The 15,719-nt window shown below is 69.9% G+C and carries 9 protein-coding genes; 6 read left to right on the plus strand and 3 right to left on the minus strand.

What is annotated here, in order from left to right; genetic code table 11:
* Window positions 1-60: 60 nt before the first annotated feature.
* From ACIBST_RS34720 to ACIBST_RS34730, 3 genes are all read right to left on the minus strand, one after another.
* Window positions 61-615 (minus strand): hypothetical protein, encoded by a 555-nt coding sequence (locus tag ACIBST_RS34720; protein ID WP_397177820.1) that lies wholly within the window; start codon window positions 613-615, stop codon window positions 61-63.
* Window positions 616-829: 214 nt separating this feature from the next.
* Window positions 830-6,421: a ThuA domain-containing protein gene (locus ACIBST_RS34725; RefSeq protein WP_397177821.1), complete on the minus strand. Its 5,592-nt coding sequence runs from the start codon at window positions 6,419-6,421 to the stop codon at window positions 830-832.
* Between the two features lie 325 nt (window positions 6,422-6,746).
* Window positions 6,747-8,027, minus strand: coding sequence for an ROK family protein (locus tag ACIBST_RS34730; RefSeq protein WP_397177822.1), 1,281 nt, complete (start codon window positions 8,025-8,027; stop codon window positions 6,747-6,749).
* A 333-nt stretch (window positions 8,028-8,360) separates the two neighbouring features.
* Between ACIBST_RS34730 and ACIBST_RS34735 the strand changes: the two genes are divergently transcribed.
* The 6 genes from ACIBST_RS34735 to ACIBST_RS34760 all read left to right on the plus strand — a co-directional run bounded on the left by ACIBST_RS34735 (window position 8,361) and on the right by ACIBST_RS34760 (window position 15,717).
* Entirely contained in the window at window positions 8,361-9,575 is a 1,215-nt protein-coding gene (locus ACIBST_RS34735) for an ROK family transcriptional regulator (protein ID WP_352327219.1), read from the plus strand.
* A gap of 313 nt (window positions 9,576-9,888) precedes the next feature.
* Window positions 9,889-11,424, plus strand: a complete 1,536-nt coding sequence (locus ACIBST_RS34740; RefSeq protein WP_397177823.1) for a sugar ABC transporter ATP-binding protein — start codon at window positions 9,889-9,891, stop codon at window positions 11,422-11,424.
* Complete coding sequence (locus ACIBST_RS34745; protein ID WP_397177824.1) at window positions 11,417-12,427, plus strand: ABC transporter permease; 1,011 nt, start codon at window positions 11,417-11,419, stop codon at window positions 12,425-12,427. Before ACIBST_RS34740 ends, ACIBST_RS34745 begins: the two co-directional genes overlap by 8 nt.
* A gap of 52 nt (window positions 12,428-12,479) precedes the next feature.
* The gene (locus ACIBST_RS34750; protein WP_397177825.1) at window positions 12,480-13,544 is read left to right on the plus strand and encodes a substrate-binding domain-containing protein; all 1,065 of its coding nucleotides are present in this window, start codon (window positions 12,480-12,482) and stop codon (window positions 13,542-13,544) included.
* On the plus strand, window positions 13,541-14,713 hold the full coding sequence (locus ACIBST_RS34755) for a Gfo/Idh/MocA family protein (protein ID WP_397177826.1): 1,173 nt from the start codon (window positions 13,541-13,543) through the stop codon (window positions 14,711-14,713). Before ACIBST_RS34750 ends, ACIBST_RS34755 begins: the two co-directional genes overlap by 4 nt.
* The gene (locus ACIBST_RS34760) at window positions 14,710-15,717 is read left to right on the plus strand and encodes a sugar phosphate isomerase/epimerase family protein (RefSeq protein WP_352327224.1); all 1,008 of its coding nucleotides are present in this window, start codon (window positions 14,710-14,712) and stop codon (window positions 15,715-15,717) included. The genes ACIBST_RS34755 and ACIBST_RS34760 overlap by 4 nt, the downstream gene beginning before the upstream one ends.
* Window positions 15,718-15,719 lie beyond the last annotated feature (2 nt).

Consider the following 15,719-nt stretch of genomic DNA (forward strand, 5'->3'; position numbering starts at 1 on the left):
CAACCAGAGGTGCGCGCACCAGCGTCGCGACGCCCACGTGGCGTACCGGCCGAGGTGCCTTCAGCGACGGCTGTACAGCCGCCCGCGACGGGCGAAGGCGATCCAGATCCCGGAAGCGATCACCACCGCGACGGCGATGATTCCGATCGTGAACGGAGTGCCGTCCGCGTCCTCGCGGTCGGCCAAAGCCGCGGCGCCCGTCGCGCGCGGCGCGGGCGAAGTCGCCGCCACGGGGGTGGCGGCCAGGTCCGCCGCCTTCACCTTCGTCGTCGCGCGTGCCTTGGCCGGCTTGGTCGCGGTCACCGTGACCTTCCAGGTGCCGCTCGGCAGCGGCTCGGGGGAGGTGTAGAGGTTCTGGCCCTCGGAGGAGGACCGGAGCTGGACGGGGCCGAAGGAGCGGCCGTCGGAGGAGTTCGCCGTCAGTGTCGCCTCGACGACGTCGGTGACGGGATGCCCGTCCTCCTTCCAGGTGACCAGCACGTTGACGTTGTGGCCGCCGTCCCCGGTCACCTCCAGTTTGATCGGTCCGCGATGGGCGGATGCCGCGGGTGCGGTGAGCAGGAGGGCGAGCCCGGCCAGCAGGACGGTCACGGCGTATCGCAGTGCGTTGTTCACGGGGTGTGGTTCCCTTCGGGGTCGTCGCCGGACGATGCCGGCGCGAGCACGTGCCGGCGTCCGATGAAGGCGGTCCCGGCCGGCCGGGATGAAGACCGCGTCGTGGAGCGGGAGGGGGTGAGTGCCCTCGCCTGGCGAGGGCACTCACCGTCTGTCGGCGACGTGCCGGAGCGGCGCTTTATGGCGGCGTCCGGAACGCCGGTCTCGCTCGCCGTCAGGCCGGCGTGCCGCCGTGCCGGACGATCAGGGCGTCGGCGTCCCGGACGAGGACGGCCCGGACCTGCTCGTCCGAGACGCCCTTCTTGCCGCTGACGGCGTCCTTGAACTTCCGGATCTCCTTGATGATCTTGTCATCCTTCTTGCCCTTGTCCTCGGCGTCGCGCACGGTGGCGAGGTTCGTCTGCAACCGGTGCGCCTCCCTGTCCGTCAGCTTGCCGTCCTTCTCGAAACGGTCGATCAGGGCGGCGAGGTCCCGCGTCGAGGTCTCGACGGAGAACGTCACGGATTGCTCGGTCTGGTTGCCCGCGTTGCTGACCGCGGTGACCGTGACCGTGTGCGTGCCCAGGGCCAGCCCGTACAGGGGCTGGAGCGTCCCGGACTCGAACGGCTTGCCGTCGAGCGTGCCGCTCACCGACTTCACGCCGGAGACGGTGTCGACGACCTGCCAGGCGATCTGCAGGTCCTGGCTGTCGCCGTACTTCTCGCCGTTCGCCACGCCCGAGATCACCACGGCGGGCGCCTTGGTGTCGATCTGGAACGCGGCGGCCTTGACGTCCTCGGCGTTCCCGGCCTTGTCGGACGAGCGGTACTTGAGCTCGTGCTTGCCCTCGCCCGAGACGGTGACCGGCTCGGTGTACGGCGTCCAGTCGCCGCCGTCCACCGCATACTCGGTCTTCTCCACCCCGGCCGTGGCGTCGGTGGCGGTGAGCATCACCGGCACGGCGGCGTCGTGCCACCCGCTGTCGTTCGGCGAGGCGAACTCCGCCTTGGTCATCGGCGCGGTCGCGTCCGCCTTGACCGTGAGGGTCTTGGCGTCCTCGACGTTGCCCGCCTTGTCCGCCGAGCGGTAGGCCAGAGCGTGCGACCCGTCACCGGAGACGACGACAGGAGCGGTGTAGGCGGCCCAGTCGCCGCCGTCGAGCTGGTACTCGGTCTTGGCGACCCCGCTGCCGTTCGCCTCGTCGGCGGCCGACAGCGTGACCGAGACAGGACCGGTGTACCAGCCGCTCTGCGGCGCGGCCGGGTCGGTGGCCGCGGTCGTCGTGGGCGCCGTCTTGTCGTCGGCGCCCCCGCCACTCTTGACCAGATGGAAGTGGTCGAACTTCGCCGTCGCCGACGCGGTCTGGCTGTTGCCGCCGAAGGCGAACACGCCCACCTTCGCCCCGCTCGCCACGGCGCCGTTCTTCACCGTGGCGCCGATCTCGGTCCAGTCCGTGCCGTTCGCGGAGTAGTACCCGTGGAAGGTGTCGCCCTCCTTCTTCAGCCGCAGCCACCACACGCCGGAGCCGTGCTGGTCGACCTGCGGCTGCGGGTCCTGAACGGCTCCGCCGACCTCGCTGCGCAGCTCGATCCTCGTCGCCGTCGCGCTGTCGGCCACGTAGTCGACCTTGACGTAGTCGTCGTCACCGCCGTAGACCACCAGGCCGCCCTGGTGGTAGGCCTGGTTGAACGCCGATCCGTCGAGCTTGGTCTCCAGCGTCCAGTCGCCCTCGGGCGCGTTCTGCAGGACGAAGTTCTTCGGGCCGCTGTTGTCGGACCCGTAGATGTCTCCCTTCGAGGTGTCGATCTCCAGCTTGCCGCCGGTCACCCGCATCCCGGTGGCGTCGGGACGGATGACCGCGTTCCAGCGGCAGGAGTCGAGCGCGCCGCCGTCGAACTCGTCGTCCGGCGCCGCGCCGGTGGCCGTGTCGTCCGGCGTGATCTGGAACCAGTCGAAGGACGCGTCCACCACCGGGTGGCCGCCGGTCCCGGACAGGGCGAGCAGGCCGATCCTCGGGTTGGTGATGCCGGCGAGCTTCTTCGTCTCCGGCATCGCGGTGAAGGTGACGCCGTCCGCCGAGTAGGAGGCGTTCAGGTTGGTGCCGTCGGTGACGAGGCGCACGTACACGGTGTCGGGGAAGGCGTCGCCGAGGTTGGCCGTGTTGCTCGCGTTCACCTCGTTCGGGGCTCCGTTCTCCTCCCGGATGTACTGGAAGATGCGGCCGGCGCGGTCGTTGGTGCCCCGGCCCTCCAGCACGATCTTCGCGTAGTTGTCGTCGTCGCCGTACAGGACCAGGCCGGCCTGCTCGTAGGCGTCGAGGGCCTTCAGCGTGACCTTGGCGGTGGCCGTCCACGCTCCCTGGGGCGCCGGCTGCACGACGATGTTCGTCGCGTCGCCGCCGGTGCCGTAGATGTCGGTGCTCGACGTCGGGATCACGAGGTTGCCGCCGGCGACCTTGAGGTCCTGGTTCTCGCGGATGACCGACCACCGTTGACGGTCGAGCTGGTCGCCGGTGAAGCCGTCCGAACGGCCGGTGAGGCAGACGGTGGTCGCCGAGTCCACCTTGATGGGGATCTGGGCGGTGGCGGAGGCGCCCTTGTCGTCGGTCGCGGTCACCACGGCCGTGTAGGAGCCCGGTGCGCTGTAGGTGTAGCTCGCCTCAGCCGTGGCAGGCTGAGGCGCGCCGTCCGCGCCGAAGTTCCACTTGTAGGTGATCGAGCCGCCTTCGGGGTCGGTGGCCGTCGCCTTGAAGTCGACCTTCAGCGGGGCGGTGCCCGTCGTCGGGGTCGCAGTCGCGGTCACGGTCGGACGCTGGTTGTCGGTCGCGCCCTTGCCGACGAAGTCGACCCAGTTGAAGTTGGCCAGGTAGGCGTCGTTGGCCGCGCTCGCCGGCTTGCGCACGACGAAGTAGAGCGGCCCGCTCTCGGACGGCGGACTGGTCAGGTCGAGCGTGACGTCGGTGAACGTCTGCCAGCCGCCGGTGGGCGTCACCTCGGCCGAGCCCACCAGGGTCCCGGTCTCGGGGTTGCCCGCCCGCACCTGTACGGTCCCGCCCGCGCCGCCCGAGGCGATCCGGAACCGGATCCCGGTGACGTTCGACAGGTTCACCGGGTCGAACGACCACCAGTCACCGTCCTGGACGAACCCGATGTTGAGGTTGCCGCCCTGCGGGTCGGTCGTGGTCTCCGTCTGGACGCCGGCGGCGTCGGTGCCCTTGCCGTCGGCCACCCGGCCGGTCTGCGCGAAGTGCTCGGCCTGCTTGCGCTTGGGCTCCAGGATGACCTGGCCGCGGCCGGTCAGCGGCTTGGCGTCGCCGGCGCCCTTGTCGGCGTAGCTGGCCTCGATCACGTAGAAGAGGTTGTCGGTCTCGCCGTGGCCACTCTGCGAGGTCTGCAGGGTGCCTTCACAGCCCTTGAGCTGGTCGAGCGGGTGGCCATGGCTGTCGTGGCCGAGGATCGCCTGGATCTGGACCTTGTCGCAGTCGATCGCGCCGTCCTCGGCGTCGGTGACGGTGACCTTGAACTTCACCTGGTCGCCGAACTCGAAGAAGGAGCCGTTCGGCGGCACGTCGACGGTCACGACGGGACGGGTGTTGCCCGCGGTGATCGTCACGCTCGCCGTGCCGGTCTTGCCGTCGGAGTTCGTGACGGTCAGGACGACGCCGTACTCGCCTGCCTTGTCGTAGGTGAAGGTGGGGTTGGGGTCGGTGGAGTCGGTGTCGCCGTCGCCGTCGAGGTCCCAGGCGTAGGTGATCGCCTTGTCGTCCGGGTCGCGGCTGCCCTCGCTGGAGAACTTCACGGTCAGCGGCAGCGGCCCGTCGGTCTTGTCCGCCGTGACGCGGGCGATCGGCGGGCGGTTGCCCTTGATGTACTCGATGCGGTAAATGCCGGAGTCGGCGTTGTCACCGCCGAAGCCGGAACCCCACTCGATCATGTACAGCGCGCCGTCGGGGCCGAACTTCATGTCCATCGGCTTCTTGAACTTCAGCGAGCCGAGGATGCGGTTCATCTCGACGAGCTTGGTGCCGTTCTCGTCGAGCTGGAACGACCACACGTTGTCGTTGTTCCACTCGCCGAAGACGGCCTTGCCGTCCCAGTAGGCCGGCCACTTCACGTCCGACTGCAGGTTCGGGTCGAAGCGGTAGACCGGGCCGCCCATCGGCGCGCCGCCGCTCAGCTCCGGGAAGTTCTGCGGGTCGGCCCCGTAGTGGTACCAGATCGTCGCCGGGATGACCGGCGGGAGGTTGGTCAGGCCGTCGTTGTTGGGCGAGTCGTTGACCGGCGCGGCGCAGTTGAACGGCGACCCCGACTTCTTGGTGGCGAAGTCGTAGTCGACGTACGGGGTGTTGTTGCCGACGCAGTACGGCCAGCCGTAGTTGCCCGGCTTGGAGACCAGGTTCCACTCGACCGTGTTCTCCGGGCCCCGCGTGGCGCTCGCCGTGTTGGCGTCGGGGCCGTACTCGCCGAGCATGATGCCGCCCGTCTTCGGGTCGAGCCCCATGCGGAACGGGTTGCGGAAGCCCATGCCGTAGATCTCCGGCTTGGTCTTCGCGGTACCCGGCTGGAACAGGTTGCCGGACGGAACGGTGTAGGTGCCGTCAGCCTCGGGGTGGATGCGCAGCAGCTTGCCGCTCAGGCTGTTGGTGTTGGCCGAGGTGCGCTGGGAGTCCCAGTTGGCGCGGCCGGACTGCTCGTCGAGCGGCGCGTAGCCGTCGGAGGCGAACGGGTTGGTGTTGTCGCCGGTGGCCAGCCACAGGTTGCCGGTCTTGGGGTCCATCACCATGCCGCCGCCGTGGTGGCAGCACTCGGCCCGCTGCACCGGGACGTCGAGGAGCTTCTTCTCGCTCGTCAGGTCCAGGCTGTCACCGTTGACGGTGAACCTGCTCAGCCGGTCGACGTTCTCGCCGCTGGGGGAGTAGTAGAGGTACGCCCAGTGGTTGGTGTCGAAGCCGGGGTCGAGCGCCAGGCCGAGCAGGCCGCTCTCGTTGGCGGTGAAGACGTTCAGCTTCCCGGCGGTGACCGTGCCGCCCGTGGGCTTGATGATCTTCACTTCGCCGAGCCGGTCGATGTAGAAGGCCCGGCCGTCCTTGGCGACGTCCACCATCATCGGGTTGGAGGTGCTGTCGTCGAGCGTGACCTTCTCGAAGCTGGAGCTCTGCGAGGCCGAGCAGTCGGCCTTGATCGCGCCGGCGGCGGTCTGGATGCCGCCGAGAAGCAGCTTCAGGAAGTTCGGCTCGGTGTAGTTCTCCTTGAGGTGGCCGAGCCCCGTGTACCACGAACGGCCGCCGTCGAAGTCCTGGCACCACGTGTTCGGGTGGTCGGCGCCCATCGTGCCGCCGGTGTAGGACTTCTCCTCCAGCGAGGTCAGCACATGGACCGTGTTGCGCGGGTTGGCCTGGTAGTCGTACCACTCGTCGGTACGGGTCCAGGTGGTCGGCAGGTCCTTGGTCGACGGGTGGGCCGGGTCCTCGACCTTGACCGTGGCCTGCTGGATCGCCGGGTGCTGCTTGAAGTACGCCCCGACGAGCTTGCCGTACCAGGCCCAGTTGTACCCGCTGTCGGCGGCGGCGTGGACGCCCACGAACCCGCCGCCCTTCTGGATGTAGCGCTGGAAGGCGTCCTTCTGCTCCTGCGTGCCCAGCGGGTCGCCGGTCGTGGACATGAAGACCACGGCCTGGTACTGCGCCAGGTTCTCGTCGGTGAACTGGGCGCCGTCCTCGGTCGTGTCGACCGCGAAGTTGTTGTCCTGGCCGAGCTTCTGCACCGCGGCGATGCCCTCGGGGATCGCGTCGTGCCGGAAGCCGGTCGTCTTCGAGAAGACCAGCACCTTGAAGTCAGGCGCCGCGGCGGCTTCCGTGGCGGCCGACGACGCGGTGACCGTGGCGCTCGCCGGTGCGGCTGAGAAGGTGATGAAGGGAGCGACGACAGCAAGAGCCGTCGCCGCCGCGATGCGACGTCGCGGACGACGTCGGTCCTGTGGCGGGGCCGCGTGGAGCAGCCTGGCCCACGTTCGATGACGTGGTGACATGGAAACCCTTCCTGACCGGGGGGACGTCAGGCAAGGCGCGCGCCGCCGCGCTTGTTGCCACTTGGTTTTCGAGCGGGTGTTGCGGGGTGCTGGAGGGTGCCGTCTCCAGGTCTGTGGGGTGCTGTCAGTGGACTGCCGGCCGCGGTGGCGAGTCCATGATCGTGGTCGGGTCGTCGATGATCTGGGTGACCACCATGCTCGCGGCGCCCCGGGAGGCGGCGCCGAAGCCGAGCGTGGAGGCGACGAATCGGCACTGGGCGGCGGGAGCGGCCACCACGAGCCGTTGCAGCTGATATTGCGCGTGCGGCAGCAGCCACTCGGCCAGGGAGGCGAAGTAGCCGCCGATGACGATCACCCGCGGGTTGAACAGGTTGGCCAGGATCGAGCCACCGAGCCCGAGCCATTCGCCGACCTGCGCCACCGCCTTCGTCATCCGTACATCGCCCGAGGCCAGGCCGCGCGCGATGTCGGCCACTCGTTCGCCGGGGTCGGGCATCGGCATGCCGGGCAGCCCGTAGGCGTGCTCCGGCATCGCCGCGCGGACGAGCGCGGCCAGGCCGACCTTGGTCTCCCAGCAGCCGATGCGGCCGCAGCCGCACTGGTCGCCGTTGGGGTCGAGCCGCAGATGGCCGACCTCGCCGGAGAACCCGTCCGCGCCGCGCAGGAGCCGGCCCCCGGAGATGATGCCGCCGCCTACCCCGACCTCGCCGGTGAGATAGACCAGGTCGGACGTGCCTGCGGCGACACCCGAGATGTACTCGCCCAGCGCGGCGAGGTTGGCGTCGTTGTCCACCAGCACCGGTACGCTCAGCGGGCCGAGCACGGAGGTCAGCCGCTCGGCCAGCGGCAAATCATGCCAGTAGAGGTTCGGCGCGAACGTCACGACGCCGCGTGCCACGTCGACGAGCCCGGGTACGGCCACCGCTATGCCGGCGGGCGTCGCTCCGGCCCGGCACATCGCCTCCACGGCCTCCTTGGCCACGAGCCCGAGCCGGCGGACCGCTCGATCCGGGCCGCTGCCCATCGCGTCGAAGACGACCCGGCGCTCGACCAGGACCCGGCCGCTGAGGTCGGTGCCGTGGACGGCGATGTAGTCGACGTTGATCTCCATGCCCAGGGCGCCGACGTGTGCGCCGTGCAGCGCCACCGCCCGTCGGGGACGCCCGATCGCGCCCACGTGCTCGACGCCGACCTCCCGTACGAGCCGCCGTTCGAGGAGCTCGGCCATGAGGTTGGAGACGGTGGCGCGGTGCAGCCCGGTCGCCTCGGCGATGTCGGCACGGGACAGGGAGGTGTGGTCGCGCAGCTCACGCAGCACCGAGGAGAGGTTCGCCCTGCGCAGCGCGGCGGAGCCGGCCGAGGAAGCGCCCACGCTGGAGGTGCGGGTGAGGTGCCCGTTGGTCACTCGTGTCACCCGCCCTTTGTTTGTATCGGCGATCAATTAATGAGGGTTGTAACACGGAGGTATCCGGCCACGCACCCCCGCGCCGCGTAACGAGTTGGCATCGGTCGTCTTCGCGCAGTTCAGCAGGTCTTCGCCAGGTCGTTACCGGACTGTTATGCGAGGTGCAACCGCTTTCCCTCTTGTGCTCTTCATCCGTTGCCCCTTTTAATTCGGCCAGCCATACGTACTAATTGAGTCCTAAGGAGACGCGTGCACCACGGCAGGGCTGACGCCCCAGCGACCGACTCGACGAGTCGGGGCCTGCCCGCGGGAGTTCCCGCGGACCAGACCACCGTGCGACGTTCCAACCTCGCTCTGGTGCTGCGTCACATCAGCGGGCACGGCCCGTGCTCCCGGTCCGCCGTCGCTGTCGAGACCGGGTTGAACAAGACCACCGTCACCAGCTTGGTGAGCGAGCTGCAGGCACGCGGGCTGGTCAAGGAGACAGGCCCGCAGCACGCGGGTTCCGTCGGCCGACCGAGTGTCGCGCTCGTCCTGGACGGCTCGCGGGTCGGCGCCCTGGGCGTGGAAGTCAACGTCGACTACATCGCCGCGATCGCCACCGACCTGGCAGGCAGGGTCCTCATCGACCGGCGGATCAGCTTCGACGCGATGGGATCCGGCCCGGAACGCTCGCTGGACGAGCTGGCCCGCGTGATCGAGAAGACCCTGGCCGACCTCGAACCGCTCGGAGTCACGCCGGCCGGGATCACCGTGGCCGTCCCCGGCCTGGTCGACACAACCGACGGCACCGTCGTCGTCGCCCCGAACCTCGGCTGGCGCGGCGTGAAGGTGGCGGAGCGACTGTCCCACGCCGACATTCCGGGTGACATCCCCATCGGGGTCGACAACGACGCCAACCTCGCGGCCCTGGCCGAGTACACCTTCGGCGTCGCGGCGGGCACCTCCGACCTGGTCTACCTGACCGGCGAGGTCGGCGTCGGCGGCGGCGTCATCTCCGGAGGCCGGTTGCTGGGTGGAGCGGACGGATTCGCCGGGGAGGTCGGTCACGTCGTGGTCGACCCGTCCGGCGAGGCGTGCCGCTGCGGCCTCACCGGCTGCTGGGAGACCAAGGTCGGGCTGGCCGCGCTCGTGCGCATGGCCACCCCCGACCGCGCGTACGGCATGCGCTCCCAGATCGTCCGCGACCCGGAGGAGCGGCTGGCCGAGATCGAGCAGCGGCGCGCCGAAGGAGACCCGAGGGTCGACGCGGCCGTCGCCGAGGTGGGCACGTGGCTCGGCATCGGGGCGGCCATGTTGGTCAACCTCTTCAACCCCCGGACGATCGTGCTGGGCGGCTACTTCGCCAGGCTCGCCGACCTGCTCATCCCCGCGGCCGAGCGAGAGCTGGCCCGCCTCGGGATGAGCGGCGCCGCCGGCCGCTGCCGGTTCGTCGCCTCCGACCTCGGCTTCGGCGCCGCCTCGCGAGGAGCGGCCGGCGTCGTCGTCGAACGAGCACTGTCCGACCCCGCGAACATCGAGATCCGACATCCCCAGCCATCGGCATGACCGAACACCTCCGATCCCCCCACTAGACCTCCCGTCCGCCCGATCGCTCCGCCCGCCTCGGCACGTCCCGCCCCCATAGGTGCCGCGGCCATGGCGCATGCCGTCAGGCGGACGGGAACCCGCCACCTCTCCCCCCAGAACGTCCCGCCCCGCCTGACCGGCAGTCCGGTGCCGTATCGGCATCGTTCACGCCGACCTCGATGCCGTCGGCGGTGCCAACCGGCGCCGTCAGGCGGGCGGGACCCGACCGCACCATGAATCCAGGGAGGCACCTGTGCCGCGGTCAACATCCGACTCGGCGTCTCTGCTCCACATGCGGGGAATCGTCAAACAGTTCCCCGGTGTCCGCGCCCTGAACGGGGTCGACCTCGACGTACGCGCCGGGGAAGTGCACTGCCTGCTCGGCCAGAACGGCGCAGGGAAGTCCACGCTCATCAAGATCCTGGCCGGGGCGCACCAGCCCGACGAGGGCACCATCACCTTCGCCGGCGAGGAAGCCCGCCTGTCCGGCCCCACCGCCGCGATCCGTCTCGGCATCTCCACGATGTACCAGGAGCTCGACCTGGTGGACGGGCTGAGCGTCACGGAGAACGTCTTCCTCGGCCATGAGCCGGCGAGCTTCGGCTTCTCCCGCAGGTCGGAGGCCGACCGGGCCACGGCCGAGCTGCTCAGGCGGCTGGGGCACGGGGAGATCCGCCCGCGTACCGAGGTGGGCCGGTTGTCCCCGGCGCACAAGCAGATCGTCAGCATGGCGAGGGCGCTGTCGCACTCGACCCGGCTCATCATCATGGACGAGCCGTCGGCCGCCCTGGCCCACGACGAGGTGGACAATCTCTTCCGGGTGATCCGCGACCTCACCTCCCAGGGCGTGGCGGTGATCTACATCTCCCACCGGCTGGAGGAGATCCGCGAGATCGGCGACCGGGTCACCGTGCTGAAGGACGGGCGTACGGTCGCCGTCGGGCTGCCGGCCAAGGAGACGCCCACCTCGCAGATCGTCTCCCTGATGACCGGCCGCAACGTCGAGTACGTCTTCCCGCCCCGCTCCTCGGCCCCGCCCGGCGAGGAGATCTTGCGCGTGGAGAACCTGACGCTGCCCGGCCGCTTCAAGAACGTGTCGTTCACCGTACGGGCGGGGGAGATCGTCGGGCTGGCCGGGCTGGTCGGCTCGGGCCGTAGCGAGATCATCGAGACGATCTACGGCGCGCGCAAGGGCAGCGGCCGGGTCGTCCTCGACGGGCGCACGGTGCGGCCGGGCAGCACCACCCGGGCGGTGCGGATGGGCATGGGCCTGGCCCCCGAGGAGCGCAAGGCGCAGGCGCTGCTGCTGGACCACTCGGTCGCGCAGAACATCACGCTGGCGAGCATGAGCCGCTACACCAAGCCGCGGTGGCTGGGCTGGCTCGACCGCCGCAGCGAGCTCGCCGAGGCCACGAGGCTGTCGCAGGCGCTGGACATCCGCCCGCCCGATCCGCTCCGGGCGATCAGGACGTTGTCGGGGGGCAACCAGCAGAAGGCGGTGCTGGGCCGCTGGCTGGCCGAGGACCGCAAGCTGCTGCTGCTGGACGAGCCCACGCGCGGTGTGGACGTCGGCGCCCGCGCCGAGCTGTACGCGCTGGTCCGCAAGCTGGCCGACGACGGCATCGGCGTGCTGCTGGTCTCCAGCGAGGTGCCCGAGGTGCTGGGCCTGGCCGACCGGGTGCTGGTCGTCCGCGAGGGCCGGATCGTCCATGAGGCGCCGGCCGAGGACCTGGACGAGCACCGCGTGCTCGACCTGGTGATGGTCTCCACAGGGTCGGCGTCCGGGGCCGACGAAGCGAATCCCCTAGAAGGAGCGTTCCATGACTGACGTTGATCAGAGCGCGCCGGCCGGCCCCCGCCTGAAAGCCGTGGGGGCGCGCGGCCGCCTCGGCCGGCTCGGCGAGATCCGCCATCTGGGTCTGGTCGCGGCGCTGGTGCTGCTGGCGATCGTGGGCGTGGTGACCAGACCGGAGAACTTCGCCACCTCCTCCAACCTGGTGAGCATCCTGGCGCTGGCCTCGACCATCGGCGTGATCACGGTCGGCTCGACGTTCGTGATCATCGGTGGTGGCATCGACCTGTCGGTCGGGGCGTTGATGGCATTGGCGTCGGTGTGGGCGACGACGCTGGCGACGCAGGCGTACGGGCCGGTCGTGATGATCGTGTGCGCGGTGCTGGTCGGCACCGGCGCCGGATTGCTGAACGGATTCCTCATCGCCTACGGGCGGATGGTGCCGTTCATCGCGACGCTGGCCATGATGGTGGCCGCGCGCGGCTTGGCCCAGCGCATGTCCAACCAGCGCACCCAGCTGGTCCAGCCGGACAACTCGCTGATCGTCGACCTGTCGACCACGCGGGTGCTCGGGCTGCCGCTGCTGGTGTACATGTTCGCGCTGGTGGTGCTGGCCGGCTGGCTGGTGCTCAACCGCACGACGTTCGGCCGGCGCACGTACGCGGTGGGCGGCAACCCCGAGGCGGCCCGCCTGGCCGGCATCGACGTACGCAAGCACACGCTGATGTTGTACGCGCTGTCGGGCCTGTGCTGCGGGATCGCCGCCGTGCTGATCATGGCGCGGACCACCACCGGCTCCTCCACCCACGGCGACCTGTACGAGCTGGACGCGATCGCCGCGGTGATCATCGGCGGGACGCTGCTGAGCGGCGGCAGGGGCACGATCATCGGGTCGATCCTCGGTCTGCTGATCTTCACGGTGATCACCAACCTGTTCATCCTGAACGGCCTGAACACCGCCGACCAGCTCGTCGCCAAGGGCGCGATCATCGTCGCCGCCGTGCTCCTGCAGCGGCGAAGTCTCAAATCACCTCTATGACCCGCCGAAACCCTTCCGTCCCTGACCCGGGCCCCACCCATCGGAGAAATACATGAGCAAGAACGTCGGCCGTCGAGGGCTGTTCGCGAGCGGCGCCGTCCTCGGCGCGGGCGCCCTCCTCGCGGCCTGCACCAGTAACGAGCCCGCCGCCGTGTCGGCCTCCTCCGCCGCCCCGCAGGCGGCGGCGTCGGCCGGGACGGACAACGACAAGCCGGGCGAGCAGGTCGTCATCGGCTTCTCGGCCCCGGCCGCCGACCACGGCTGGATCGCGGCCATCAGCAAGAACGCGCAGGAGGCGGCCAAGCAGTACTCCGACGTCACGCTGAAGGCGGTCGAGCCGACCAACGACATCAACCAGCAGATCTCGGCGGTGGAGTCGCTGATCCAGGCCAAGGTCAACGCGCTGGTGATCCTGCCCAACGACGGCCAGCAGCTCAACCAAGTCGCCCGGCAGGCGATGGACGCGGGCATCCCGGTGATCAACGTGGACCGGGTCTTCCCCGACAAGCTGTCGTACCGGACCTGGATCGGCGGCGACAACTACGGCATGGGCGTGGCCGCCGGGCACTTCATCGGCAAGACGCTCAAGGACAAGGGGGTGTCGAACCCGGTGATCCTGGAGATCCAGGGCATCGCCACGCTGCCGCTGACCCAGGAGCGCAGCAAGGGCTTCGCCGACGCCCTGCAGATGTACGGGTTCAAGGTGACCGCCAAGCAGGACGCCAAGTTCACCGTCGAGTCGGGCACGCAGGTCGCCGGCAACCTGCTCCAGGCGCACAAGAAGATCGACGCGATCTGGAACCACGACGACGACCAGGGCATCGGCGTGCTGGCCGCGATCAAGGAGGCCGGCCGCGACGAGTTCATCATGGTCGGCGGCGCCGGCTCGGCCAACGCGATGCGCGACATCCAGGCCGATTCCGGCGTGCTGAAGGCCACCGTCACCTACCCCGCGACGATGGCCGCCTCCGCGATCAAGCTCGCCCGCCTGATCGCTCAGGGCAAGGGCATGAGCGACCTGATGGAGAACGAGGTGCCGCAGTCGATCACGCTCGCCTCGCAGACCGTGAGCAAGGACAACGTCGCCAAGTACCTCCCGTCGGGGTTCGAATCATGAGGCCGGTGGCCGGCGTCGGCATGGTCGGGTACGCCTTCATGGGCCGCACCCACTCCCAGGCCTGGCGCAACGTGGACGCCTTCTTCGACCTGCCGCTCCGGCCCGCCATGGTCGCGCTGGCCGGCAGGAACCCCGAGGCGACCGAGCAGGCTGCGGCGAAGCTGGGCTGGGCGCACGCGGAGACCGACTGGAAGCGCGTGCTCGACCGTGACGACGTGCAGATCGTCGACATCTGCACGCCCGGCGACAGCCACGCCGAGATCGCCATCGCGGCGCTGGCCGCGGGCAAGCACGTCATCTGCGAGAAGCCGCTGGCCAACAGCGTCGCCGAGGCCGAGGAGATGGCCGCCGCCGCCCGCGCCGCCGCCGGACGGGGCGTACGGGCGATGGTGGCCTTCAACTACCGCCGCGTCCCGGCCGTCGCGCTCGCCAGACGGTTCGTGGCCGAGGGCAAGCTTGGACAGATCCGGCACGTACGAGCCCAGTACCTGCAGGACTGGATCGTCGACCCCGACTTCCCGCTGGTATGGCGGCTGCAGAAGGACAAGGCCGGATCGGGCGCACTCGGCGACATCGGCGCCCACATCATCGACACCGCCCAGTACGTCACCGGCGAGCGGCTGACCGGCGTCTCCGCCATGACCGAGACGTTCGTCAAGGAACGCCCGCTGGCCGCCGCGTCGTCCGGCCTGTCGGCCGGCAGCGGCACGGGCAAGGGGGCGGTCACCGTCGACGACGCCGCGCTGTTCAACGGGCGGCTCACCGGCGGCGGCCTGGCCTCCTTCGAGGCCACCCGCTTCGCGACCGGCCGCAAGAACGCGCTGCGCATCGAGATCAACGGATCCCTGGGCAGCCTGGCCTTCGACTTCGAGTCGATGAACGAGCTGTGGTTCCACGACCACACCCTCGACGACGCCGAAGCCGGGTTCCGGCGGGTGCTGGTCACCGAGCCCGGCCACCCGTACGCGGGCGCCTGGTGGCCGCCCGGACACGGCCTGGGCTACGAGCACGCCTTCACCCACGAGGTGAAGGACTTCATCGAGGCGATCGCCGCCGGCACCGACCCCGAGCCGTCGTTCGACGACGGGCTGCAGGTGCAGCGGGTGCTGGCGGCCGTCGAGCAGAGCGCGGCTGACGACAGCCGCTTCACCCCTGTGGAGGTTTCATGACCCGGCCCATCACGCTGTTCACCGGGCAGTGGGCGGACCTGCCGTTCGAGGAAGTCTGCCGCCTGGCCTCGGAATGGGGCTACGACGGCCTGGAGATCGCCTGCTGGGGCGACCACTTCGAGGTCGACAAGGCCCTCGCCGACGACTCCTACGTCGAGCGCAGGAAGGAGACCCTGGCCAAGCACAACCTGCGGGTGTGGACGATCTCCAACCACCTCGTCGGCCAGGCCGTCTGCGACAACCCGATCGACGAACGGCACAAGGGCATCCTGCCCGCCCGCATCTGGGGCGACGGCGAGCCAGAAGGCGTACGGCGGCGCGCCGCCGAGGAGATGAAGGACACCGCCCGCGCGGCGGCCAAGCTGGGCGTCAAGACCGTGGTCGGGTTCACCGGCTCGTCGATCTGGCACACCGTGGCCATGTTCCCGCCGGTGCCCCCGTCGATGATCGAGGCCGGGTACCAGGACTTCGCCGACCGGTGGAACCCGATCCTCGACGTCTACGACGAGGTGGGCGTGCGCTTCGCCCACGAGGTGCATCCGAGTGAGATCGCCTACGACTACCACACCACCGTCCGCACGCTGGAGGCCATCGGGCACCGGCCCGCGTTCGGGCTGAACTGGGACCCCTCCCACATGGTGTGGCAGGAGCTGGACCCGGCGGGCTTCATCCTCGACTTCGCCGACCGGATCTACCACGTCGACTGCAAGGACGCCAAGGTGCGCACCGGCAACGGCCGCCGCGGCCGGCTGTCGTCGCACCTGCCCTGGGCCGACCTGCGCCGCGGCTGGGACTTCGTCTCCACCGGCCGGGGCGACGTGCCCTGGGAGGACTGCTTCCGGGCCCTGAACGCGATCGGCTACGACGGCCCGATCTCCGTCGAGTGGGAGGACGCGGGCATGGACCGCCTGGTCGGCGCGCCCGACGCGCTGGCGCTGATCCGCGACCTCAACGCCATCACCCCGCCCACGGCAGCCTTCGACGCCGCGTTCTCGGCCGAGTAGCG

The sequence above is a fragment of the Nonomuraea sp. NPDC049684 genome, from assembly GCF_044465345.1.
Lineage (GTDB): Bacteria > Actinomycetota > Actinomycetes > Streptosporangiales > Streptosporangiaceae > Nonomuraea.

Bases quoted from the DNA above. Each gene is read 5' to 3' on its own strand.
- ACIBST_RS34740 (WP_397177823.1), top strand. From the start codon at position 9,889: ATGCGGGGAATCGTCAAACAGTTCCCCGGTGTCCGCGCCCTGAACGGG.
- ACIBST_RS34745 (WP_397177824.1), top strand. From the start codon at position 11,417: ATGACTGACGTTGATCAGAGCGCGCCGGCCGGCCCCCGCCTGAAAGCC.
- ACIBST_RS34750 (WP_397177825.1), top strand. From the start codon at position 12,480: ATGAGCAAGAACGTCGGCCGTCGAGGGCTGTTCGCGAGCGGCGCCGTC.
- ACIBST_RS34755 (WP_397177826.1), top strand. From the start codon at position 13,541: ATGAGGCCGGTGGCCGGCGTCGGCATGGTCGGGTACGCCTTCATGGGC.
- ACIBST_RS34760 (WP_352327224.1), top strand. From the start codon at position 14,710: ATGACCCGGCCCATCACGCTGTTCACCGGGCAGTGGGCGGACCTGCCG.